A 21,042-nucleotide genomic window follows, 5' to 3' on the forward strand; every position below is an offset into this window, starting at 1 on the left:
GCACCGCTCGCATGACCAGTGCGCCGTACTCGGCTGACAACTTCTGCTACCGCCATCCGGATCGCCAGAGCTTCGTGCTCTGCCAGCGGTGCGGCAAGACGGTCTGCCCCGACTGCCAGGTGCAGGCCGCGGTGGGGGTGCACTGCGTCGACTGCGCGCGGCAGGATCGCCGGGAGACCCCCCGCGCCTACTCGGCCGGGCGGCGTCCCGCGTTCCTCCGCAACCTGACCGGGGCGGATGCGCCGGTCGTCACGTACGCCATCATGGCGGTCTGCGTGATCGTGTACCTGCTGCAGCTGATCCCAGGGCTCGGGGTGACGCAGGCGGTGATCTACGCGCCGGCGTACACGATCCCGGCGACCGGGGCCCCGCTCGAGCCGTGGCGGATGATCACGTCGATGTTCGCGCACTCCCCGGTGAGTGCGCAGAACCCGTTCGGCATCTTCCACATCCTGCTCAACATGTACACGCTGTTCGTGCTGGGGCCGTCGATCGAGCGGATGCTCGGCAAGGGCCGGTTCCTCGCGCTCTACCTGATCGCCGGTTTCGGCGGCTCGGTGGCGGTCGCGTTCCTGGCGTCGCCGCTCTCTGCGGTGCTCGGCGCATCCGGTGCCATCTTCGGCCTGATGGGCGCGTACTTCATCATCAACCGGCATCTCGGCGGATCGAGCGCCCAGATCGTCGTGCTGGTCGTGATCAACCTGGCGTTCGGCTTCGTCGTCTCCGGGATCTCGTGGCAGGCGCACCTGGGCGGACTGATCGCCGGCGGCCTGGTCGCCTTCGTCTACGTGCGGACGCGGGCCATCCGGAAGCGGAATCTGCAGATCCTGCTGGTAGCCGCGATCGTCGTCGGACTGGTGCTGCTGACGGTCGCGAGAGCCCTCGTGTACCCCATTACGGGGTAGCGGACTTCACAGGCTTATCCACAGGCCGTGAGTTATCCACAGCTGTTTCCACACTGGGGATAATTACAGCAGTGTAATTAGCGCCATCTCGTGGTCATGATGAAGCCGATGAAGGCGATGCCGAAGCCGACGAGGATGTTCCAGCTCCCAAGGTCAGGGATCGGGAAAAGGCCCTGGCTCACGTAGAACACGATGATCCAGAGCAGACCGATGATCATGAAGCCGAACATCACCGGCTTGAACCAGACGGGGTTCGGAGCCTGGGAGGACTCGTCGCGGCTGGTGCGCTGAACGTCGCGATTGCGGCGATCCAGGTCCTTGGTCGGTGCTTTGTCTCGGGCCATGCCGATGATTCTAACGGTCTTTGGCGGGTGGTTCTCCACCGGTTTTCCACAGGCTGCACTCTCGGGGCGCCTCCCCAGCTAGAAGCTCTTAGGATTGGGGCATGAGCGAGCAGCCGCCCACCGAGCCCACGACCCCCGCAGGCGGGGCCGAGACGGTCCTCAAGCGCCCGCGGCGGCAGAAGCGCAGCATGGTCTCCCGCGTCGTCGGCGTGTTCGGAGAGCTGCTGATCACGGCCGGCGTGCTCGTCCTCCTCTTCCTGGGCTGGCAGTTCTCGCTCAACGGCATCATGTTGAGCAACCAGCAGGCGTCGGATGCGAACTCGCTCTCCCAGAGCTGGGCCAGTGACACCCCCGCGAGCGAGGCCCCGGCCCCGGCGCCGTCCTCGGCGGCCGCAGCGCCCTCCACCTTCCAGTACGGCGAGCCGCCCGTGCTCGCGACCCCCGGCAACACCCAGGAGTTCGCGGTCATGTACGTGCCGCGTTTCGGGTCGGACTTCAAGAAGACGATCGCCGAGGGCGTCGATCCCCGCACCGTCCTCAACAAGGGCGGCGCCGGGCACTACGGCACCACCCAGATGCCCGGCCAGGTCGGCAACTTCGCCGTCGCCGCGCACCGCGACGGCTGGGGCAGCCCGTTCTTGAAGATCAACGAACTGCAGGTCGGCGACCCGATCTACATCGAGACGCAGGACGGCTGGTACACCTACACCTACCGCGGCAGCGAGTACGTCACGCCCTATGGCGTCGGCGTCATCGACCCGGTTCCGCAGTCGCCCGGCGCCACGCCGACCGATCGGCTCATCACGCTCACGAGCTGCAACCCGCTGTACGTGGCCTCCGAGCGCATCATCGCCTACGGCGTGCTGACCGACTGGACCCCGCGTTCAGCCGGAGCGCCCGCCGCCATCGCCGGACTCGTGGGGGCCTAGATCATGTACGCAGCTCTCTGGCGCATCCTGCCCGGCCCGCTCTGGGTCCGCATCCTCATAATCGTCGTGCTGCTCGCGGCCGTGCTGTTCGTGCTGGCGTTCTACGTCTTCCCGTGGATCGACAACCTGACGGCGCCGGTGCAGGACGTGACGGTCGACCAATGACCCGCGTTCTCGTCGTCGACAACTACGACAGCTTCGTCTACACGCTGAACGGCTACCTGCAGCAGCTCGGCGCCGAGACCGACGTCGTGCGCAACGACTCGTTCGACGCCGCCGATGCGGCCGAGACGATCGGCGGCTACGACGCCGTGCTGCTCTCGCCCGGCCCGGGCAAGCCCTCCGACGCCGGGGTCTCGATCCCGGTCGTGTTCGCGGCCCTCGAGACCGGCACTCCGCTGCTCGGCGTGTGCCTCGGCCACCAGGCGATCGCGGAGGCGCTCGGCGCCACGGTCACCAACGCCGACGAGCTCATGCACGGCAAGACCTCGGTCATCCGGCACGATGACAGCCCGTTCTACGACGGGGTGCCCGACGGCTTCACCGCGACGCGGTACCACTCGCTCGCAGTGGTCGACGGCACCGTTCCGGAGAGCCTGGTCGTGACCTCGCGCACTGACGGCGGGGTCATCATGGGGCTCCGTCACGTCTCGGCACCCGTCTACGGCGTGCAGTTCCACCCGGAGTCGGTGCTCACCGAGGGCGGGTACAAGATGCTCGCCAACTGGCTGGCGACCGCCGGGCTCGTCGAGGCTCCGGCGCGGGCTGCCGAGCTGAACCCGCTGCTGCGCGCGGTCTGATCAGCCGAGAACTCAGACGCCGCTGCAGTAGCGGATGGTGATCTCCGACTTCTGCACCGCGTCGCCGGCGGCGATCGACTGGCTCGAGACCGGGTTCGTGGCCTGGGTCTTGCATCCCGGATCCTGCTCCACCTTGACCTGCAGCAGTACGCGCTCGAGGGTCGCACTGGCGACGTCGATGGGCTGGCCCGCGACATCCGGAACCGTGACCAGGCCGCTGGAGACCACGAGATCGATCGTGTCGCCGGAGTAGCCCTGGGTCGTCGAGGCGGGGTCGGTGCCGATGACCACGTCTGCGGGCACGTCGGGAGAGTTCTCCTTCACCGTCTTGCCCACGGTGAAGCCGGCGGCCGTGAGGGTGCTCGCGGCCTGCGTGGCCGCGATGCCCGAGAGGTCCGGGATCGCCACGGCCTGCCGACCCTGCGAGACCCGCACGTCGATCACGGTGCCCGGGCTGACGATCGTGCCGGCCGGTGGGTTCGTGTCGACGACCTGCCCCTGCGGGATCGTGTCGCTGTAGACGAGGTACTGGGCCGTGATCAGGTCGAGTTGCTGGAGCGTCGCATCCGCCGCCTCGTAGGTCTGACCGGTGACGGTCGGGATCTGCCGCGAGGTCGAGGGCAGCTGATCGCTCGGCTGCAGGGTCAGCACCCAGAAGACGATCGCGACCAGGATGACGGCGACCGAGACGATGCCCGCCCAGATCCACACCACCGGCGGCCGCGACTGCGTGCGCACGGCGTACTCGTCGTCGCCGGCGAGCTGGGTGAGGGCGGCGTCGCTGCCTTGCGCGAGGCTCGGCGGGGCGCCGAAGAGCGAGCTCTGGAAGTCGTCGGCCGGAACCCGCTTCGACGGGATCTTCCCGGCGCCGGCGATCTCGAGGTCGCTGCGGAACTCGACCGCGCTCTGGAAGCGCGCGAAGCGATCCTTCGCCAGGGCGTGCAGCACGACCTGGTCGATGGCGGGAGAGACCGAGGGCTTCACCTTCGAGGGCGCGACTGGCATCTCGCTGACGTGCTGGTAGGCCACGGCCACCGGCGTCTCACCCTTGAAGGGCGGCTCGGCGGTGAGCATCTCGAACAGCACCACGCCGGTCGAGTACAGGTCGGTGCGTGCATCGACCGACTCGCCCCGCGCCTGCTCCGGCGAGAAGTACTGCGCGGTGCCGAGGATCGCGGTGGTCTGGGCGACGGTGGCCGAGGAGTCCGAGATCGCGCGGGCGATCCCGAAGTCCATGACCTTCACCTGGCCGCCGTGGGTGATCATCACGTTGCCGGGCTTGATGTCGCGGTGCACGACCCCGGCGCGGTGCGAGTACTCCAGCGCGGTCAGGATACCCTCGGTGATCCGGATGGCCTCGGCCGAGTCGACCGGGCCCTCCTTGATCAGGTCTTTGAGCAGCTTGCCCTCGACGAACTCCATCACGATGAAGGGCACGACACCCTCGAAGCCGCCGGCCTCGGCCACGCGCTCCTCACCGGCGTCGAAGACGCGCACGATCGTGGGATGCGCCATCCGGGAGGCGGCCTGCGCCTCCTGCCGGAACCGCGTGCGGAACACCGGGTCGCCGGCGAGCGACGACTTCAGCAGCTTGATCGCGACCTGCCGGCCGAGTCGTTCGTCGCGGCCGGAGTAGACGTTCGACATCCCGCCCCGGCCGATGAGCTCGCCCAGGCGGTATCTCCCGGCGAGGAGACGGTTGTCGTCGGTCACTGTCGATAACTCCTGGATCCGGTGCTCAGTTGTTCTTCGCGGGCGCGCCGCCGGTGCCGGCACCGGCACCCGTCCCGGCCGGGGTGTTCGTCGGCGCGGGTGTTGCGCCGCCCTCGATGGTCAGCGTGAGCGAGGGCGAGAACCCGGAGGCCGAGTTCGAGCAGCTCACGTTGTACTTGACCTCGATGGTCGAGCCCGGGGCGCCGGTGGCCGTCAGCGTGGCGGCGGTCGTCGTGCCGGGAGGGGTGGTCACCGTCGCGTTCGTCGCCTCGACCGAATAGCCCGTGAGGGTGGTGCCGGACGGGCAACTGTACGACGTCCAGCCGATCGTGAAGTCCGTTCCGGCCCTGACCTTGCCGTCGCTGGACCCGGAGGTCACGGCGGGGGTGGTGGTCGGGGAGTCCGGCACGATCACGTCGGTGTAGACGGTGAGCGCGATGGTCGTGCCCTTTGCCACGTTGCCCACCGGCGTCGCCTGATAGACGACGTCGACCTGGTCGGCGCTCGGAGCGGCGTTGCCGGGCACGCGGTTGGCGCTGAGGCCCATGGCCTGCAGGATGCCGGCGGCCTCGTCGAACGACTTGCCCTTGAGCTCCGCCTCCGTCACCGCGACGGGGGTGTTGGTCGGCGTCGGTGTGGTCGTCGGGGTGGACGGCGTCGTCGGCGGGGGAGTCTGCGAGGCGGTGGTGCTCGGCGTGGCCGGCGCACTGGATCCGTTCGCCTGCACCACGAGGGCCACGATCGTGCCGATCAGCACGAGGCCCAGGATGATGATGAGCACGATGAGCGGCCAGGTCCACGGGGAGCGCTTCTTCGGCTCCTCGGCCGGGACGTCGTCGGCCACCGGCGGGATCGGGCCGGCAGGACCTGCCGGGCCACCCGGGGTGGAGAGCAGCGTCGTCGCCTGGGTGGGGGCGCCGGACGGCATGACCGTGGTGGCCATGGTCGGCGGCAGGCCCTCCGGCCCGAGGACGGCGGGCACGGCGGCGGCCGCGGAGGCGATGTCGCCGCGACGGAGCGCCATCGCCGCACGGGCGAGCGCAGCCGTGGAGGCCGGGCGGTCCTCCGGCTTCTTGGCGATGCAGGAGAGGACGAGGTTGCGCACCGGCTCCGCGATGGTCACGGGGAGGTCGGGCGGGGTCTCGTTGATCTGGGCCATCGCGATCGCGACCTGCGACTCGCCCGTGAAGGGGCGCTTGCCTGCGAGGCACTCGTACGCGACGATGCCGAGCGAGTAGATGTCGGTGGTCGGCGAGGCCGACTGACCGCTGGCCTGCTCGGGCGAGAGGTACTGCACGGTGCCCATCACCTGACCGGTGGCCGTGAGCGGCACCTGGTCGGCGATGCGGGCGATGCCGAAGTCGGTGATCTTGACCCGGCCGTCCGGCGTGATCAGCAGGTTGCCGGGCTTGATGTCGCGGTGCACGAGGCCCGCGGCGTGTGCGGCCTGCAGGGCGAGCGCGGTCTGCGCGACGATGTCGAGCACGCGATCGGTCGAGAGCACGTGCTCGCGCTCGAGGATGGTCGAGAGCGCCTCGCCGGGGACGAGCTCCATCACGAGGTAGGCGCTGCCCTCCTCCTCGCCGTAGTCGAAGACGTTGGCGATGCCCTCGTGGTTGACGAGAGCGGCGTGCCGGGCCTCGGCGCGGAAGCGCTCGAGGAAGCCGGGGTCGCCCAGGTACTCGTCCTTCAGGATCTTGATGGCGACGGTGCGCCCGATCACCAGATCGGTGGCCTGCCAGACCTCGCCCATGCCGCCGATCGCGATGCGATTCGACAGCTCGTACCGGCCACCGAAGGTCACCCCTGCTGTGGGTCTCATTTACTCAGCACCGCCTCTAGTACTCGTTGTGCGATCGGTGCGGCCACCTGGTTCCCCGTCCCGGACTGACCCAACCCACCGCCGTCCTCCACGACGACCGCGACAGCGACCCGGGGGTTGTCTGCGGGTGCGAAGCCGGTGAACCACAGCGTGTAGGGATCGCCTTCACCGTTCTCCGCGGTTCCGGTCTTACCGGCCACACTGACCCCGTCTATTCTTGCATTAGTCGCTGCGCCGTTATCGACGGCGTCGACCATCAGCCCCGAAAGTGTCGAAGCTGTTACCGAAGTCAGCGGGGTGCCGAACTCCTTGGCCTCGAAGCTCTCGAGAACACTCAGATCCGGGGCCCGGACCTCGTCGATCAGGGTGGGGGTCATCAGCTTTCCTCCATTCGCCACGGCGGACGACAGCATCGCGATCTGCAGGGGCGTCGCCACGTCGCTGCCCTGCCCGAAGGCCGAGAGCGCGAGCTGCGCATCGTCGAGGCCGCGCGGGTAGACGCTGGTCGAGACATCCATCGGCACCGACAGCTCGCTGCCGAAACCGAAGGCCTTCGCCATGTCGCCGAGCGAGCCCTCGCCCATCTCGACGCCGAGCTCGGCCATCGGGATGTTGCACGACAGGATGAAGGCGGTCGCGATGGTCACGGTGTCGCCGCCGCCGCAGGTTCCACCGCCGGCGTTGCTCACCGTCTGGTCGCTGCCCGGCAGCGGGAAGCGGGAGAGGTTCGGCTCGGTGTGGTCGACCGGCAGGTTCGCGTTCTGGAGCGCGGCCGAGGTCGTGACGATCTTGAACGTGGAGCCGGGAGGGTTCAGGTCGTTGATCGTCTTGTTGATCAGCGGGTCGCCGGATGCCGCGAGCAGTGAGTCGTAGGTGTCGAGCACCTGCTGGCTGTCGTGCACGGCGAGTGTGTTCGGGTCGTAGTCGGGCTTGGAGACCATCGCGAGGATCCGGCCCGTCGAGGGCTCGATCGCGACGACCGCACCCTGGTAGCTGCCGAGCGCGTCGTAGGCCGCCTGCTGCACGACCGGGTCGATCGTCAATTCGACCGAGGCGCCCTGCGGGTTCTGGCCGGTGACGAGGCGGTTGAGGTACTCGAGGAACTGCGAGTCGCTCGTGCCGCTCAGGTAGTCGTTCATCGACTGCTCGATCTGGCTGGAGCCCTGGCCGAGCGTGTAGTACCCGGTGACCGCGCTGTAGAGCGGGCCCTGGGGGTAGGTGCGCTGGTACTTGAACTCGTCGTTCGTCGCCACCGACATCGCGATCGGCTGGCCGTCGACCAGGATCGGGCCGCGCTCGGTGTCGTAGGAGGCGTAAACCGTGCGGGCGTTGCGGGCGTCGGTGGAGAGGTTGTCGGCCTGGAAGAACTGGATGGTGGTCGTCGAGACGAGGAGGGTGAGGAACATCAGGAAGACCACGATGCTCACACGCTTGAGTTCACGGGTCACGGGTCTAGATCACCAGCCTTGGCTGATTGCGGACTGTGTCCGACAGGCGCAGCAGGAGCGCCACGATGATCCAGTTCGCCACCAGGGAGCTTCCTCCGGCGGCGAGGAACGGGGTCGTCAGGCCGGTCAGCGGGATGACCCGGGTCACGCCGCCGATGACGATGAAACACTGCAGGGCGACGGTGAACGAGAGCCCGACGCCGAGCAGGCGGCCGAAGTCGTCCTGGCCGGCGAAGCTGATCCGGAGGCCGCGCGAGATGAACAGCAGGTACAGGGCGAGGATGGCGAACAGGCCCGCGAGCCCCAGTTCCTCGCCGAGCGAGGCGATGATGTAGTCGCTCTGCGCCAGCGGGGTGATGTCCGGCCGGCCCTCGCCGAGGCCGGTGCCGATCAGGCCGCCGTTCGCGAGTCCGAAGAGACCCTGCACGAGCTGGTAGCTGCCGCCGGTCGCGTCGTAGATCTCGGGGTTGAAGGCGTCGAGCCAGTTCGTGAACCGGTCGTTGACGTAGACCAGTACCTGGCCCGCGATGACCGCGCCGGCGAGGAAGAGGCCGACGCCGAGCACGACCCAGCTGGCCCGGCCGGTGGCGACGTAGATCATGACGACGAACAGGCCGAAGTAGAGAAGCGCCGTGCCGAGGTCGCGCTGGAAGATGATGATCGCCATCGACATCGCCCAGAGCAGGAGGATCGGGCCGAGATCGCGGGCCCGCGGGAACCGCATCCCGAGCACCTTGGTGCCCACCATCGAGAGGCTGTCGCGGCGCGAGACGAGGTAGCCGGCGAAGAACACGGCCAACGCGATCTTCGCGACCTCGCCCGGCTGGAAGGAGAAGGCGCCGACGTGGATCCAGACCCGGGCGCCGTAGATCTCCTGGCCGATCACGGGGAGCATCGGGAGCAGGAGGAGGATCGCGGCGATGAGCATCGCGAGGTAGGTGTAGCGCTGCAGCACCCGGTGGTTGCGGATGACGACCACGACGACGATGGCCAGGGCGATCGCGATGCCGCTCCAGACCACCTGGCGCACGGCCGTGCTCTCCCAGCCGGTGAGGTTCTCGGCGATGTCGATGCGGTAGATCATCGCGATTCCGATGCCGTTCAGCAGCGCCGCGATCGGCAGGATGAACGGGTCGGCGTTGGTCGCGACGAACCGGAGCGCGATGTGCATGCCGAAGACGAGGATCGACAGGCCCGCGCCGAGGGTGACGACCGTGCCGTCGGCGTAGCCGAGCGCCCCGAACTGCACGAGCACGACCGCGAGGGCGTTGACCGCGCAGACGAAGATGACCAGGAAGAGCTCGACGTTGCGGAGCTTCTGGGGCACACGGATGCGCCGGATGCCGCGGCCCGGTGTGGGGGCCGGCTGGTCCGGGGTGGCGACGGAGGCGGTGGGGTTCGTCATGGGGCGGGGGTGCTGCCGGTTCCGTCGGTGGTTCCGGTGCCCTGGGTGCCGGTGCCTTGGGTTCCGTCGGTGGGTGCCGGGGTCGGAGGCGGCGTGGTGCCGTCGGTCGGGGTGTTCGTGGCGGCCGAGTCGCTCAGGCGCTTCACGATCTCGAGGGCGGCCGTGATCGAGTCGGCGCTGATGGTGTTCTCGACCTGGCGGCGCGTGTAGTCGGGCAGAGCATCCGTCGTCACGTCGGTCTCCTGGAAGACGTGCGAGAGCGCGATCGGGCCGACGGTCTGCTGGATGCCCTGGAAGATCGCGACCGAACCGTTCGAGGCGCCGACGTAGTAGCGGGTCTGGGTCCAGCGGTAGCCGGCGTAGAGTCCGCCGGCGATCAGGCCGAGGACGACGATCGCGGCCACCAGCCAGGTCGCCTTGCGGCGACGGCTGCGCCTGCGGTCCTCTTCGATCAGCTCGTCGAGGTAGTCGTCGGAGCCGGGCTCGAAGTGGCTGGGCTCGGTGCTCGCGGGGCCGCGGGGGTGCATCCGGAGCCCCGGGATGCCCGCGATGCGGACGGTGCGCCGTACCGGCTGCTCGAACGCGATCGGGACCGCCGCGGAGCCGACCACGACCGGCTCGACCGCGGGGGTGTCGAGCGATTGGTGCACGTCGACGATCACGACGGTGACGTTGTCGGGGGCTCCGTGGTCGAGGCTCTCCTTGACCAGGGCGTCGGCGGCGGCGTGCGGCTCGGCGTTGTCCTTCAGGATCGTCTCGATGTCGTCGAACTCGACGACGCCCGACAGACCGTCGGAGCACAGCATCCACCGGTCGCCCGGCCGCGTGTCCATCACCTGGAGGTCGACCTCGGGGGCCGCGTCGACGTCGCCGAGCACGCGCATGAGCACGGAGCGGCGCGGGTGGGTCTTGGCCTCCTCGGGCGTGATGCGGCCCGAGTCGACGAGGCGCTGCACGAAGGTGTGGTCGACCGTGATCTGGGTGAGCACGTCGTCGCGCAGCCGGTAGACCCGCGAGTCGCCGATGTGGGCGAGGGCGACGCTGTGGCCGACCCGCACGAGTGCGCTCAGCGTGGTGCCCATGCCGGTGAGCTCGGGATGCTCGTACACGGTCTCGGTCAGCACCGCGTTCGCCGCGACGATGGCCTCCTGCAGGGCGAACTCGGCGTCGACCGCGGAGTTGTACTGGCCGTCGATCTCGGCCAGACGCTTGAGGGCGAGGGCGCTCGCGACGTCGCCGCCCGCGTGACCGCCCATCCCGTCGGCGACCGCGAAGAGCGTCTCGCCGGCGAACCCGGAGTCCTGGTTGTTCGAGCGGATCTTGCCCACGTGGGACACGGCCGCGCTCACGGTCACGATGGCCATGGGCTACCGTCGCAGCTCGAACGTCGTCGCGCCGATCCGGATGGGCGTGTTGAGCGGCACGTGCACCGGGGCGGTGACCCGCTGGCCGTCGAGGAAGGTGCCGTTCGTGGAATCGAGATCCTGGATGACCCACTCCTCGCCCCAGACCATCAGGCGGGCGTGGTGGGTGGAGGTGTAGTCGTCGCGGATCACGACGCTCGAGTCGGTCGAGCGCCCGATCGTCAGCGGTTCGGTGCCGAGGGGGATGTCGGTGCCCGACTTCGGCCCGGAGGTGATGACCAGGCGGCCGGCGTTGGCGGTCGAGGCGCGCGGCGGGCCGCTGAGCTCGGTGCCGGGGGCCGGGATGAAGGTGGGGACCTTGGGGGTGCCGGGGGGAGGAGTCGTGGGGGCGCCGGCTGCGGCGGCTCCGGCCGGCCTGGCTGCGCCTGCGGCGGCTCCCGCCGCTGCGGCACCGGCCATCGCGGGACCGGAGGCGGGCGCGGGGCCGGCCGCCGCATCCTTCAGCTTGCGCACGCGCTGCCCGAACAGGTCGGACCGCATCGTGTAGACCACGATGAAGATGAACACCCAGAGCAGCGCAAGGAACGCCAGCTGCAGGATGAGGAGGGTCAGTTCGCTCATTGTCGCCGCCTACCGCCAGAATCCGCCGGGATCGAGGGGTGGGCGATCGTTGTCGTGGGAGCTGCTTCGGGGGGTGTCGCGGCCGGCGTCTCGGCCCGTGTTTCGGCCCTGGGCGGGCATCCGGCTGGTCGCCGCGGGGTCGGCGGGGCGGTGAGTGGCCGGGCGGCCGGCCTGGGGCACGATGCGGAAGACGATGTTGGTGCGGCCGATCTGGATGACGGACTCGGGCTCGATGGTGACGCGGTCGAACGGGCGGCCGTTGAGCTGCGACCCATTGGTCGAGCCGAGGTCGTGGGCCTGCGCGTGCGAGCCGTCCCAGAGGATCTCGACGTGCTTGCGGGAGGTGCCCGTGTCATCCACCGTGATGTCGGCGTCGCTGCCGCGGCCGATGATCGTGCGCGACTTGGTGATCGGATGCCGCTTGCCCGCCACGTCGAGCACCGGCGTCCACGCCACATCGCCCTGCACGTTCGAGGACTCGATCTGGATGACCCCGGTCGACAGGCGCTGGTCGTTGACCAGGTCGATCGACACGCCGCCGGCGAACTGGAAGCCCTGCTGGGCCGCGTGCTGCTGCACGATCTGATTGAGGTCGTCGATCAGGGTGGGCCCGATCGTGGTCATGCGCTGGAAGTCGGCAGGGGCGAGCAGCACCTGGAAGCTGTTGGGCACGAGGATGCGGTCGCGGGAGACGACGGCGGCCTTGGTGTCGAGCTCGCGCTTCAGCGCGGAGGAGATCTCGACCGGCTGGAGCCCCGAGCGGAAGGTCTTCGCGAAGGCGCCGTTGACGGCGCGCTCGAGACCCTTCTCGAAGTTGTCCAGTATTCCCACGTCTCTCCCGATCTTCTTTCTCGCGTCGCGACTCGGCCGCCGGGGCGGTGGCTTCGTGGTGGCGGTCGATGCGACGCTCAGGCGGCGCGCACTGTCAAAGGCGTGAATGCTACGACGATGTTACTTGTCTTGGGTGTTAATGCACTCTCAGGGCCCGGTTCGCTCGCGTCGCGTCGGTCGTGCTAATCTCTCCTAGTTCGCGCGAGTGGCGGAATTGGCAGACGCGCTGGCTTCAGGTGCCAGTGCCCGCAAGGGCGTGGGGGTTCAAGTCCCCCCTCGCGCACGGACAGGGGTGCCGGTCTTCTTCGGAAGGGCCGGCACTTCGTCGTTTCCGGGGTGGTCTTCCCGTCGTCTTCAGGGGATGAAGGCCGTCAGGGCCGCGGCGAGTTCGCGGCGCACGGTGGTGTCGTCGACCGTCGAGGTGCCGTCACCGGGCTGCAGGCCGTAGTCGCCGAACTGGGCGTGCGTGGCGCCGTCGAGCACGACGTAGACGGTGTCGGCGGGGAGGTCGGGCTTCGACGCGTCGATCTTCTCGGGGGTGCTGAGGCCGTCGTTGCTCGCCGAGACCGAGAGCACGGGCTTCGCGAGGCCCGATTCGTCGCCGGCGCAGTAGGAGCCGAGGAGCACAAGGCCGCGCGCGCCGGCATCGGCGTCGGCCGCGTACTGGCAGGCCTTGACGCCGCCCAGGCTGTGGCCGCCGACGAACCAGTCGGTGACCCCGGCGCTCGCGGGGGCCAGGGCGGTGAAGTCGGAGAACGGCCGGAACTCGAAGATCGCGAAGTTCAGCACCGGGCGCACGATCACGACCGTGGTGCCGTCGTCGACCAGGCCGCTGAGCTTCGAGGCGTAGGCGAGTGGATCGACCTTCGCGCCGGCGAGGAAGACCAGGCCCGCGCCGTTCTGCGCGGCCGGATCGGAGGGGGTCATGACGACGTGGTCGTAGGTCCACTCGACGTCGATCGCCGGGTCGTCGGCGATCGCCTGCACGGGAGCGGGCGTGGCGGCGTAGGTGGTCTCGGCGTAGATGAGGAAGCCGCTGACCGAGGCGACGAGCGCTGCGACGACGGCTACGGCCGTCACGCGGAGGGCGGGGTGTCGCTTGGTTCTTGGCATGGTCGCACTGTAGCGCCGGGGTGCGGGGGTCGGGGTGGTCTGGCTCTCGAGCCGCGGCGCGGGCGGAGCGGCGCGGGCCCAGGCGGTGCCGGGCGGCTGCTGTCGGTCGGCTGTCGGGCGGGCTAGTGCAGGGCGTCGTAGCGCGCGAGGGCGTCGGCGTCGGTGGCCAGGGTGGCCGCACGGCGTGCCCCGTCGAGCGCGGCGACCGGATCGGACTCGGCCCTGGCGAGGTCGAGCTCGCGCTCGGCGGCGGCGAGCCGGGTGCGGGCGTCCGTGCCGACCCGCGTGCGGCGGCCCGAGATCACGTCGCGGGCGGTGCCGATGTGGCTGGTGGCGATGGCCACTGCGCCGACCAGGGCCTCGCGGGCCGAATCGAGGCGCTGCTGGGCGGTGCGGGCGACGGCCAGCGTGCGGTCGAGCTGGGCCGCGGCGGCGCTCAGCGCATCCACATCGGCCATCGGATGCGCGTGGCGGCGCTCGCGGGAGGTCGCGACCGCCTGCTGCAGCGCGGCGGCGGCGTCGGCGATGCGGGCGACCGCATCCGCATCCTCGATCGAGTCGCGCAGCCGCGCCGCCTCGGTGAGCTGGGTCGCTGCGGCGTCGAGCGCCGCCCGCCGCGCCTGCCGCGCTTCGAGGAGGGCCGTGCGGTGCCGCTCGATGGCGTCGAGCAGGGCCAGGCCCGTGCGCGCGGCGGCCTCGGCCGACTGCACCGCACGGGTGACCGGGGCGATCGAGCTGGTCGCAAGGGAGGCTTCGGCCTCGGCCGCGAGGATCTCGGCCTCGTCGAAGGCGCGGGCCGCCGCGGTGTCGTTGCCGGAGACGCTGGCGAGGGCATCCGCGTCGTAGGCGTCTGAGAGTTCGGTGAGCGTGGCGGTGGCCAAGGGCATCCGGCGGCGGCCACCCTCGACGGTGTCGCGGACGCGGCGGAGGGCATCCGGAGCGGAGGTCTCGAGGCGGCGCAGGCGCTCGAAGGCGCGGGACTGGGCCGTGACCAGGGCCAGCGCCGCGTCGCTCAGGCCCAGGATGCGCTTGGCCCAGTCGCGCTTCTGCTGCTCGGTGTCGGGGTAGGCGTCGTCGAGCTGCTGCTTGAGGGCGAAGGCCTCGGAGGCGCGACCGCGGGCGGTGGCGAGGGCGTCGGTGAACTCGTGGATGCTGGCGTCGCCGAACTCGGCGCGCGCGAACTCGAGCTCGTCGGCGGCGTCGCGGATGGCGTCGTCCATGCGGACGAGCTGGATGTCGGCCTGCTTGAGGAGGTCGTCGAGGGGGAGGCGGACGGGGGCGCCGCCGGGGATCTCGGGCGGGGCGGAGCCGAGTTGGACGGTGCCGGGGCGGCCGGCGGTCGTGTCGCCGGGTTCGGGCAGGAGGCGGCCGGTTCGTGCGGCGATGCCCCGGCGGGCGCGCGTGCGGAGCCAGCGGAGGCCGAGGATCAGCGCCAGGAGGGCCGCCCCGAACACCACGAAGGTGGGGATGAGGGAGAAGTCGCCCATGGGGTCAATAGTAAGGAGGGATCTCGGGGGCTGGGTGTCGTCGGCGAGTGTCGGTGAGTAGAGATTGCTCATAACGGGTGAGGGCTTGGGTAAGGGAACGTGGGGAGACGTTCCTCACGAAAGCGGGTCCCTATGTCCTCCGTCAGCCTCACTCGTCCCTTCGGCCTCGCCCTGGCGGTGGTGCTCGCGGTCGCCGGTCTGTTTGCGGGGGCGCTGCTGTCCGTCGGGGCGCCAGCGACGCGGGCGGATGCGGCGCCGGGTGACCAGGTATCCATCTCGATCCCGGGGTTCGGCGCCGATTTCGGGTACGTCAAGCAGGGTCGGGTCGTGATGCGCACGATCGAGGTGCTCAACGACGGCGTGGATGCGGTGTCCATCGATCCGGCGCCGCTGAGAGCTCTCGTCGCCCCGTTCGAGCTGGTGTCGACGACTCTGGTCGCCGGAGAGACGATCATGCCGAACCAGCGACGGAACTTCGTCGTGCGGTACACGGCACCTGCTGCGCGCACGCCCTCGCTGCAGAACATCACGCTCACCGCGGTCGACGTCGAGCGCACCGGCACGGCGACGCTGGTCGTCCCGGTCAAGGCGGAGTCGCTCACGACCGACCGGGCCTTCTTCGAGGTCGCGGTGCCGGGTGGCGGCACGACGCTCGACTTCGGCACGGTGAAGAGCGGCGAGTCGGCGACGAAGCGGCTCACGCTGACGGTGCGGGGCATCGACCCGCTGCGCTTCGCGAATGCGGACGTGATCGTGCGTGACCAGGGCGGTGCGGTGCTGTCGATGGTGTCGATCTCCGCCTCGTCATTCGGCGCCGGCCAGACCATCGACCCCTCGGCGACGCCGAACACCGCGACCGTCGATCTGAAGTTCGCGCCGACGGGCGCGGGCACCTTCCCAGGAACCATCACGATCGTCGGCCGCATCATGAACGGCGACCCCGAGGCGCTGAGCGTCACGGTCGTGGTGCCGCTGACGGCGCGCGCGACGGCGGCCGTGGATCCGACGCCGACGCCGACCCCGACTCCCACCCCCACGCCTTCCCCGACGACTCCCCCTCCGGGCACGCCCGGTGGGGGAACGGGTGGCACGGGTACGGGTGGCACGGGAACTGGCGGTACGGGTACAGGCTCGGGTGGCACGGGCACCGGCGGGACCGGTTCGGGTGCGGGAGGAGCGAACTCCAGCACGACCGGCGCGGGCTCAGCCGCCGCCGGAACGGGTGGCGCCGCCTACCGCGGAGCCGGTGCGGGCAATGGCAGCCTCGCGAACACCGGCGCCGACCCCGCTTTCGCGGCGGGCTTCGCGGGCCTCACCCTCCTGGCCGGCGGAATCGCCCTGGCGCTCGCGCGACGCTCCCGCCGTAATTCGACCCGCTGAGCCGCGCTGTCTCCCGCCCGGCGGATGAGCGGGTGGACTAGGTGAGACGCCCGCTAGAGGAGGGCGGAGCGGAGCTGGTCGACGGAGTGGACGACCGCGATCGCTCCGACGGCCTCAGCGGGGGAGCCGTAGCCCCACTCGACCATGATCGTCGGGATGCCGTGCTCGGCTGCGCCGACGACGTCGTGCTCGCGGTCGCCCACGAGCACCAGGTTCGACAGGTCGACCTCCTGCTCGCGCAGGCGGCGGAGCGCCTCCTCGATCACGTCGGCCTTCGAGCTGCGGGTCTCGTCCTCGGACGATCCGGTGACCACAGTGAAGCAGGAGGCGATGCCGAGGTGCTCGAGCACGCGGGCGGCCTGGACCTCCGACTTCGACGTGGTGAGCGCCAACGGGATGCCGGCGGCGTGCAGTGCACGCACCAGGCCGAGCATCCCGGGGTAGACCGCCGCGTCATCCTGCGGTCCCTCGCTCGCGGCGAGCCCGCGGTAGACGACAAGGGCTTCCTTGGCCTCCTCCTCGTTCATCGACGCGACATCGCGGAAGCCGTCGAGGATCGGCGGGCCCACGAACGCCACCAGTTCGGCCGGCAGCGGGATCGGTCGGCCCATCGCGGTCAGCGTGCGGGAGAGGCGGCCGATGATGCCGGGCGCGGAGTCGGTGATGGTTCCGTCGAGATCGAAGAGGATGCACGACCACGGCTTCGAGGGAGTATTGGGAATCACTTCAGACATCCTAGGGTCGGCACGCAGACAGCGGACATCCGGCTCCCATTCACGAGGCGCGCCACGGCACCGATGTCGACAGCTGATGGGGCATAGCAGCCAGAGCGCGGGAATAGACTCACCGCAGCATGCTCGCCTTCGCCGCGCGCCGGGTCGGCGCCATCTTCACCACGCTCCTGCTCGTGGCCGCCGCCGTCGTGGTCGCCACGGGACTGCTGCCGCTCCCCGAATTCGGCGCGCTCGCCGCCCGGGTGAGCCCGGTGCTCGCCTTCGTGGTGGGCATCACGATCGTCGCCGAACTCGCGAGCGCCGCCGGGGTGTTCACCGCGCTCGCCGAGTTGATGGCGGGCTGGGGCCGCGGGCGCGTCGCCCTGCTCTGGGTGCTCGTGATCCTGCTGGCCGTCATCAGCACGGCGTTCCTCTCCCTCGACACGACGGCCGTGCTGGTCACCCCGGTCGTGGTCGGGCTCGCGCTGCACATCGGCGTCTCCCCGCTGCCGTTCGCGCTCGTCACGGTGTGGCTCGCGAACACCGCCTCCCTCTTCCTCCCGGTGTCGAACCTCACCAACCTGCTCGCCGCCGACGCGTTGGGCGAGTCGCCGGCGCAGTTCCTCGCGACGACCGCGGTGCCCGGGCTCGTCGGAGTGGTCATCAGCGTGGCCATCCTCTCGATCGTCTACCGCCGGTCGCTCCGCGGGAAGTTCACGCTTCCCGAGCGAACCCCGATCACCGACAAGCCGCTGCTGATCTACTGCGCGGTCGTCGTGGTGGCCCTGCTGCCGATGCTCGTCTCGGGGATCGAGGTCGCGATCGTGGCCGGGGTGGCCGCGGTGCTGCTGCTCGGGGCGTTCCTCGTGCGCAACCGCGGCGCGATCGGCATCTCGCTGATCCCGTGGCAGGCCCTCGGCATCGCCATCGGCCTGTTCGTGCTCGTCGAGGCGGCCCAGGTGCACGGCCTCGGCGACCTGCTGTCGACGATCAGCGGTTCGGGCAGCGATCCGCTCAGCCTGGTGCATCTGGCCGCGGTCGGCGCCGTCGGGGCGAACGCGATCAACAACCTGCCCGCCTACCTCGTGCTCGAGCCGCTCGCGGGGGATCCGCTGCGGCTGACCGCCCTGCTGATCGGCGTCAACCTCGGGCCGCTCGTCACGCCGTGGGCGTCGCTCGCGACCCTGCTCTGGCACCAGAGGCTGAAGGCGCTCGGCGTGACGGTGTCGTGGCCGAAGTTCATGGGCCTGGGGCTCGTGGCCGTGGTGATCATCGTGCCGCTGTCGGCGCTGGCGCTCGCCCTCGTCGGCTAGCCCAGCAGCAGGCAGCGGCGGCAGGCAGCGGCAGGCAACAGGAGGCGAGCAGGCGGCTCGAGCTCGACTCAGGCGACGACGAACTCGCGCTTGACGATCTGGCCGAGGCTGCCCGGGTCGAATTGCACGGCCACGAAATCGGCGGTCTCGATGAAGGCCAGCGCGTCGGCAGCCGGGATGATCAGGGCTTTGACCCCTGGCCGCTCGGCGACCGGCACGGCCAGCCGCAGCTCGGTCAGCGAGGTGAACAGCGGCAGGATCAGCTCGCCCTCGGTCGAGAGCACCGTGCGCAGCTGGGGGTCGGCCGGGTCGGTCGTGCCGGTGATGTCGACGACGAGCCCGCCGGTGCGCATCGCGGCGAGGAGCGCATCCAGCGTCGCGCGCGTGGGCAGCGCACCGAAGGACTCGAGCGCCTTGCGCAGCGGGCGGTTCGCGTAGGTCTTGGGGAAGGCGGGTGGTCGGCGGGCCATCCGACAACCCTACGGGCGAGCGCCCAGGCGGCGCGAGCCGAGCAGGAGCAGGTCAGAGCACGCCGGACGAGGATGCCGGGACGGCGACGCAGGGACGCCCGGGCTCAGAACAGGCGCGAGTCCGCGTCGTCGAGTCCGCGCATGGCGTCGTAGTCGAGCACGACGCAACGGATGCCGCGATCCTGCGCGAGAGTGCGCGCCTGCGGCTTGATCTCCTGCGCCGCGAAGACGCCCTGCACGGGAGACAGGTGCGGGTCGCGGTTCATCAGCTCGAGGTAGCGCGTGAGCTGCTCGACCCCGTCGATGTCGCCCCGCCGCTTGATCTCGACGGCGACCGCGGCCCCGGCGGCATCCCGAGCGAGGATGTCGACCGGACCGATCGCCGTCATGTACTCGCGCCGCACCAGCGTGTGGCCGTCGCCGAGAAGCGTGATCTGCTCGGCGAGCAGCTTCTGCAGGTGCGCCTCGACGCCGTCCTTCACCAGGCCCGGGTCGATGCCGAGCTCGTGCTCGGAATCGTGCAGCACGTCGTAGAGCGAGACCACGAGCACGTCGTCGGTCTTCTTCTGCGTGACCTTCCAGAGCTGGGTGATTCCGGCCTCGGCCTGGTCGGCGTCGGGCTCCTGCACCGTGATGCTGCAGGGCGGGCTCATCCAGTTGAGGGGCTTGTAGCTGCCGCCGTCGGAGTGCACCAGGATGCTGCCGTCGCTCTTCAGCATGAGCAGGCGCTTCGCGAGCGGCAGGTGCGCGCTCAGTCGCCCGGCGTAGTCGACGGAACAGGTGGCAATGACGAGACGCACCAGTAGAGCGTAACGCCCGGTGGGGGTGGGGTCGGCGTGGGTGCGCGGGAGCGGGGTGGAGCGACCTGTAGATGGCGGGTGGGGTCGGCGTGGATGCGCGGGAGCGGGTGGGATGGAGCGGGCCGGGTGGGATGAAGCGTGCCGGGCGCGGTGGGGTGACCTGCGCCCGGCGGTTACGTCCCGGCTCAGCGGGGGGCGGAGGGCTCGGGGGCGGGGGAGCCGGCGACGGTACGGCGGATGCGCTCGCGCGCGGCCGGGGAGGCGATGCCCGCGAGGGCCACGAGCACGAGCACCAGGAGCAGGGCGTGCAGGATGCCGAACTCGTGGCCGAGGAGGCCGAGCACCGGCGGGCCCACGAGGAACGCCACGTAGCCGATGATCGCCACCGCGCTCACCCGCGCCGCCGAGAGCTTGGGGTCGTCGGTGTCGGCCGCCGCCGACATTCCGACCGGGAAGCCGAGCGAGCAGCCGAGCGCCCAGAACACGGTGCCGACCGAGGCCAGCCAGATGTTCGGCGCGAAGATGAACAGCAGCAGGCCGAGCACGCCGAGCAGGGCGCTGACCCGCAGCACCGGCACGCGGCCGAAGCGGTCGAGGATCGGGCCGCCGAGCACGCGCCCGAGCGTCATCGAGACCGTGAATACGCCGAATACCAGCGCGCCGACGGTGTTGGACTGGTCGTGTCCGTCGACCACCGCGAGGGCGAGCCAGTCGTTCGCCGAGCCCTCGGCGAAGGCCATGCCGAGCATGATCACGCCGATGGCGAGCAGGCGCAGGTCTTTCCAGACCGCGAGGCTCGCGCGCAGGCGCTCGCCGAAGGTGGGCTTCGCGACCGGGGCGGCAGCGGTGCTCGTGCCGGTCTGTGGGGCGCTCGCGGTCGCGGACTCGGCCGCATCCGGAACCCCCGCCTCGGCACCTCGGGGCACGTACCGCACGGCCACCAGCCCGGCGGCACCGATGATCAGCCCCATCACGATCAGGTGCGCCGCGACCGGGATCGACAAGGCCGAGGCGAGCGCGCCGAGGCCGGCCCCGGCGACCGTGCCGAAGCTGAAGAAGGCGTGCATGAGGGGCATCAGCGTCTTGCCGATCGCGCGCTCGGCGGCGGCGCCCTCGACGTTCATCATCACGTCGAGCGCGCCGTTGGCGAACCCGAACAGGGCCAGGCCGATCGCGACCATCGTGACCGAGACGGCGAGGGATGCTCCGAGCCCGATCACCGCGAGCGAGACCGTCAGCAGCAAAAGGCAGAGCAGCATCCCGGTGCGGGCACCCGTTCGCAGCATGACGGGTGCGGAGGCGACCAGGCCGATCACCGAACCGGCCGACATCACGAAGATGAGCAGGCCCACCTGGGCGGTGTCGAGCTGCAGCCCGTCGCGCACGGCGGGGAGCCGGGCCACCCAGGAGGCGATCGAGAGGCCGCTCAAGGCGAAGATCGTGAAGATGGCGTTGCGCCAGGCGATGAGCTGCCGGCGCGTCAACGTCTCGGTCATGATCTCCCTCGATGAGATGGTGTGCCCTGTTGAATGCACGGGGCTGCGGTGATGCGGATGCTGGGGTGGTGCGGGCGACGGCGGTGCG

The 21,042-nt window shown here is 70.2% G+C and carries 20 protein-coding genes and 1 tRNA gene; 7 read left to right on the forward strand and 14 right to left on the reverse strand.

All coding sequences use genetic code 11. From position 1 onward, the window contains the following. The first annotated feature begins 11 nt into the window (after nt 1-11). Complete coding sequence (locus tag HSO01S_RS07380) at nt 12-905, forward strand: rhomboid family intramembrane serine protease (protein ID WP_066039910.1); 894 nt, start codon at nt 12-14, stop codon at nt 903-905. A gap of 77 nt (nt 906-982) precedes the next feature. Here HSO01S_RS07380 and HSO01S_RS07385 read toward each other — a convergent pair whose 3' ends face one another. Beyond that, nucleotides 983-1,249 (reverse strand): cell division protein CrgA, encoded by a 267-nt coding sequence (locus tag HSO01S_RS07385; protein WP_084361425.1) that lies wholly within the window; start codon nt 1,247-1,249, stop codon nt 983-985. 101 nt (nt 1,250-1,350) lie between these two features. Here HSO01S_RS07385 and HSO01S_RS07390 point away from each other — a divergent pair, with 101 nt between their 5' ends. Genes HSO01S_RS07390 through HSO01S_RS07395 form a run of 3 tightly spaced genes read left to right on the forward strand, consistent with a single transcriptional unit; the run spans nt 1,351 to nt 2,978 of the window. Next, nucleotides 1,351-2,178 (forward strand): class E sortase, encoded by an 828-nt coding sequence (locus tag HSO01S_RS07390; protein ID WP_084361426.1) that lies wholly within the window; start codon nt 1,351-1,353, stop codon nt 2,176-2,178. 3 nt (nt 2,179-2,181) lie between these two features. Beyond that, on the forward strand, nt 2,182-2,343 hold the full coding sequence (locus tag HSO01S_RS19040) for a hypothetical protein (protein WP_169799958.1): 162 nt from the start codon (nt 2,182-2,184) through the stop codon (nt 2,341-2,343). Further along, entirely contained in the window at nt 2,340-2,978 is a 639-nt protein-coding gene (locus tag HSO01S_RS07395) for an anthranilate synthase component II (protein ID WP_066039911.1), read from the forward strand. The genes HSO01S_RS19040 and HSO01S_RS07395 overlap by 4 nt, the downstream gene beginning before the upstream one ends. Nucleotides 2,979-2,990: 12 nt before the next feature. Here the strand turns inward: HSO01S_RS07395 and pknB are convergent, their stop codons facing one another. Genes pknB through HSO01S_RS07430 form a run of 7 tightly spaced genes read right to left on the reverse strand, consistent with a single transcriptional unit; the run spans nt 2,991 to nt 12,182 of the window. Next, a complete protein-coding gene (pknB, locus tag HSO01S_RS07400; protein WP_157078954.1) occupies nt 2,991-4,691 on the reverse strand; it encodes a Stk1 family PASTA domain-containing Ser/Thr kinase in 1,701 nt (566 codons plus the stop codon). Nucleotides 4,692-4,716: 25 nt separating this feature from the next. Beyond that, on the reverse strand, nt 4,717-6,513 hold the full coding sequence (locus tag HSO01S_RS07405) for a serine/threonine-protein kinase (RefSeq protein WP_066039914.1): 1,797 nt from the start codon (nt 6,511-6,513) through the stop codon (nt 4,717-4,719). Beyond that, nucleotides 6,510-7,961, reverse strand: a complete 1,452-nt coding sequence (locus tag HSO01S_RS07410) for a peptidoglycan D,D-transpeptidase FtsI family protein (protein WP_066039916.1) — start codon at nt 7,959-7,961, stop codon at nt 6,510-6,512. Before HSO01S_RS07410 ends, HSO01S_RS07405 begins: the two co-directional genes overlap by 4 nt. Nucleotides 7,962-7,965: 4 nt before the next feature. After that, nucleotides 7,966-9,366: an FtsW/RodA/SpoVE family cell cycle protein gene (locus tag HSO01S_RS07415; RefSeq protein ID WP_066039918.1), complete on the reverse strand. Its 1,401-nt coding sequence runs from the start codon at nt 9,364-9,366 to the stop codon at nt 7,966-7,968. Continuing rightward, complete coding sequence (locus tag HSO01S_RS07420; protein WP_084361427.1) at nt 9,363-10,730, reverse strand: PP2C family protein-serine/threonine phosphatase; 1,368 nt, start codon at nt 10,728-10,730, stop codon at nt 9,363-9,365. The genes HSO01S_RS07415 and HSO01S_RS07420 overlap by 4 nt, the downstream gene beginning before the upstream one ends. Nucleotides 10,731-10,733: 3 nt before the next feature. Continuing rightward, nucleotides 10,734-11,351: an FHA domain-containing protein FhaB/FipA gene (locus tag HSO01S_RS07425; RefSeq protein WP_066039920.1), complete on the reverse strand. Its 618-nt coding sequence runs from the start codon at nt 11,349-11,351 to the stop codon at nt 10,734-10,736. 9 nt (nt 11,352-11,360) lie between these two features. Then, entirely contained in the window at nt 11,361-12,182 is an 822-nt protein-coding gene (locus HSO01S_RS07430; protein ID WP_084361428.1) for an FHA domain-containing protein, read from the reverse strand. A gap of 199 nt (nt 12,183-12,381) precedes the next feature. Between HSO01S_RS07430 and HSO01S_RS07435 the strand changes: the two genes are divergently transcribed. Further along, nucleotides 12,382-12,465: transfer RNA gene (locus HSO01S_RS07435), tRNA-Leu, on the forward strand. A gap of 71 nt (nt 12,466-12,536) precedes the next feature. On the opposite strand, the gene HSO01S_RS07440 is transcribed toward HSO01S_RS07435, so the two are convergent. Next, the gene (locus tag HSO01S_RS07440) at nt 12,537-13,295 is read right to left on the reverse strand and encodes an alpha/beta hydrolase (RefSeq protein ID WP_066039922.1); all 759 of its coding nucleotides are present in this window, start codon (nt 13,293-13,295) and stop codon (nt 12,537-12,539) included. Between the two features lie 122 nt (nt 13,296-13,417). Then, complete coding sequence (locus HSO01S_RS07445; protein WP_066039924.1) at nt 13,418-14,782, reverse strand: hypothetical protein; 1,365 nt, start codon at nt 14,780-14,782, stop codon at nt 13,418-13,420. A 132-nt stretch (nt 14,783-14,914) separates the two neighbouring features. Between HSO01S_RS07445 and HSO01S_RS07450 the strand changes: the two genes are divergently transcribed. Further along, entirely contained in the window at nt 14,915-16,162 is a 1,248-nt protein-coding gene (locus HSO01S_RS07450) for an LPXTG cell wall anchor domain-containing protein (RefSeq protein ID WP_066039926.1), read from the forward strand. Between the two features lie 53 nt (nt 16,163-16,215). On the opposite strand, the gene HSO01S_RS07455 is transcribed toward HSO01S_RS07450, so the two are convergent. After that, nucleotides 16,216-16,896: an HAD hydrolase-like protein gene (locus HSO01S_RS07455; protein WP_066039928.1), complete on the reverse strand. Its 681-nt coding sequence runs from the start codon at nt 16,894-16,896 to the stop codon at nt 16,216-16,218. A 119-nt stretch (nt 16,897-17,015) separates the two neighbouring features. On the opposite strand from HSO01S_RS07455, the gene HSO01S_RS07460 reads away from it, so the two are divergent. Continuing rightward, on the forward strand, nt 17,016-18,188 hold the full coding sequence (locus tag HSO01S_RS07460) for an SLC13 family permease (protein WP_066039930.1): 1,173 nt from the start codon (nt 17,016-17,018) through the stop codon (nt 18,186-18,188). Between the two features lie 68 nt (nt 18,189-18,256). Here the strand turns inward: HSO01S_RS07460 and HSO01S_RS07465 are convergent, their stop codons facing one another. The 3 genes from HSO01S_RS07465 to HSO01S_RS07475 all read right to left on the reverse strand — a co-directional run bounded on the left by HSO01S_RS07465 (nt 18,257) and on the right by HSO01S_RS07475 (nt 20,954). Continuing rightward, nucleotides 18,257-18,658, reverse strand: a complete 402-nt coding sequence (locus HSO01S_RS07465) for an SseB family protein (protein ID WP_066039931.1) — start codon at nt 18,656-18,658, stop codon at nt 18,257-18,259. A gap of 104 nt (nt 18,659-18,762) precedes the next feature. Then, nucleotides 18,763-19,458, reverse strand: a complete 696-nt coding sequence (gene nucS / locus HSO01S_RS07470) for an endonuclease NucS (protein ID WP_066039934.1) — start codon at nt 19,456-19,458, stop codon at nt 18,763-18,765. A gap of 185 nt (nt 19,459-19,643) precedes the next feature. Further along, a complete protein-coding gene (locus HSO01S_RS07475) occupies nt 19,644-20,954 on the reverse strand; it encodes an MFS transporter (protein WP_066039936.1) in 1,311 nt (436 codons plus the stop codon). Nucleotides 20,955-21,042 lie beyond the last annotated feature (88 nt).

This window comes from Herbiconiux solani NBRC 106740, from assembly GCF_001571005.1.
Taxonomy (GTDB): Bacteria; Actinomycetota; Actinomycetes; order Actinomycetales; family Microbacteriaceae; genus Herbiconiux; species Herbiconiux solani.

What these genes read in the sequence shown, in the direction of transcription:
- HSO01S_RS07380 (WP_066039910.1), top strand. Translation starts at nt 12, where the DNA reads ATGACCAGTGCGCCGTACTCGGCTGACAACTTCTGCTACCGCCATCCG.
- HSO01S_RS07385 (WP_084361425.1), bottom strand. Translation starts at nt 1,249, where the DNA reads ATGGCCCGAGACAAAGCACCGACCAAGGACCTGGATCGCCGCAATCGC.
- HSO01S_RS07390 (WP_084361426.1), top strand. Translation starts at nt 1,351, where the DNA reads ATGAGCGAGCAGCCGCCCACCGAGCCCACGACCCCCGCAGGCGGGGCC.
- HSO01S_RS19040 (WP_169799958.1), top strand. Translation starts at nt 2,182, where the DNA reads ATGTACGCAGCTCTCTGGCGCATCCTGCCCGGCCCGCTCTGGGTCCGC.
- HSO01S_RS07395 (WP_066039911.1), top strand. Translation starts at nt 2,340, where the DNA reads ATGACCCGCGTTCTCGTCGTCGACAACTACGACAGCTTCGTCTACACG.
- HSO01S_RS07405 (WP_066039914.1), bottom strand. Translation starts at nt 6,513, where the DNA reads ATGAGACCCACAGCAGGGGTGACCTTCGGTGGCCGGTACGAGCTGTCG.
- HSO01S_RS07415 (WP_066039918.1), bottom strand. Translation starts at nt 9,366, where the DNA reads ATGACGAACCCCACCGCCTCCGTCGCCACCCCGGACCAGCCGGCCCCC.
- HSO01S_RS07420 (WP_084361427.1), bottom strand. Translation starts at nt 10,730, where the DNA reads ATGGCCATCGTGACCGTGAGCGCGGCCGTGTCCCACGTGGGCAAGATC.
- HSO01S_RS07425 (WP_066039920.1), bottom strand. Translation starts at nt 11,351, where the DNA reads ATGAGCGAACTGACCCTCCTCATCCTGCAGCTGGCGTTCCTTGCGCTG.
- HSO01S_RS07440 (WP_066039922.1), bottom strand. Translation starts at nt 13,295, where the DNA reads ATGCCAAGAACCAAGCGACACCCCGCCCTCCGCGTGACGGCCGTAGCC.
- HSO01S_RS07445 (WP_066039924.1), bottom strand. Translation starts at nt 14,782, where the DNA reads ATGGGCGACTTCTCCCTCATCCCCACCTTCGTGGTGTTCGGGGCGGCC.
- HSO01S_RS07450 (WP_066039926.1), top strand. Translation starts at nt 14,915, where the DNA reads ATGTCCTCCGTCAGCCTCACTCGTCCCTTCGGCCTCGCCCTGGCGGTG.
- HSO01S_RS07455 (WP_066039928.1), bottom strand. Translation starts at nt 16,896, where the DNA reads ATGTCTGAAGTGATTCCCAATACTCCCTCGAAGCCGTGGTCGTGCATC.
- HSO01S_RS07460 (WP_066039930.1), top strand. Translation starts at nt 17,016, where the DNA reads ATGCTCGCCTTCGCCGCGCGCCGGGTCGGCGCCATCTTCACCACGCTC.
- HSO01S_RS07465 (WP_066039931.1), bottom strand. Translation starts at nt 18,658, where the DNA reads ATGGCCCGCCGACCACCCGCCTTCCCCAAGACCTACGCGAACCGCCCG.
- HSO01S_RS07475 (WP_066039936.1), bottom strand. Translation starts at nt 20,954, where the DNA reads ATGACCGAGACGTTGACGCGCCGGCAGCTCATCGCCTGGCGCAACGCC.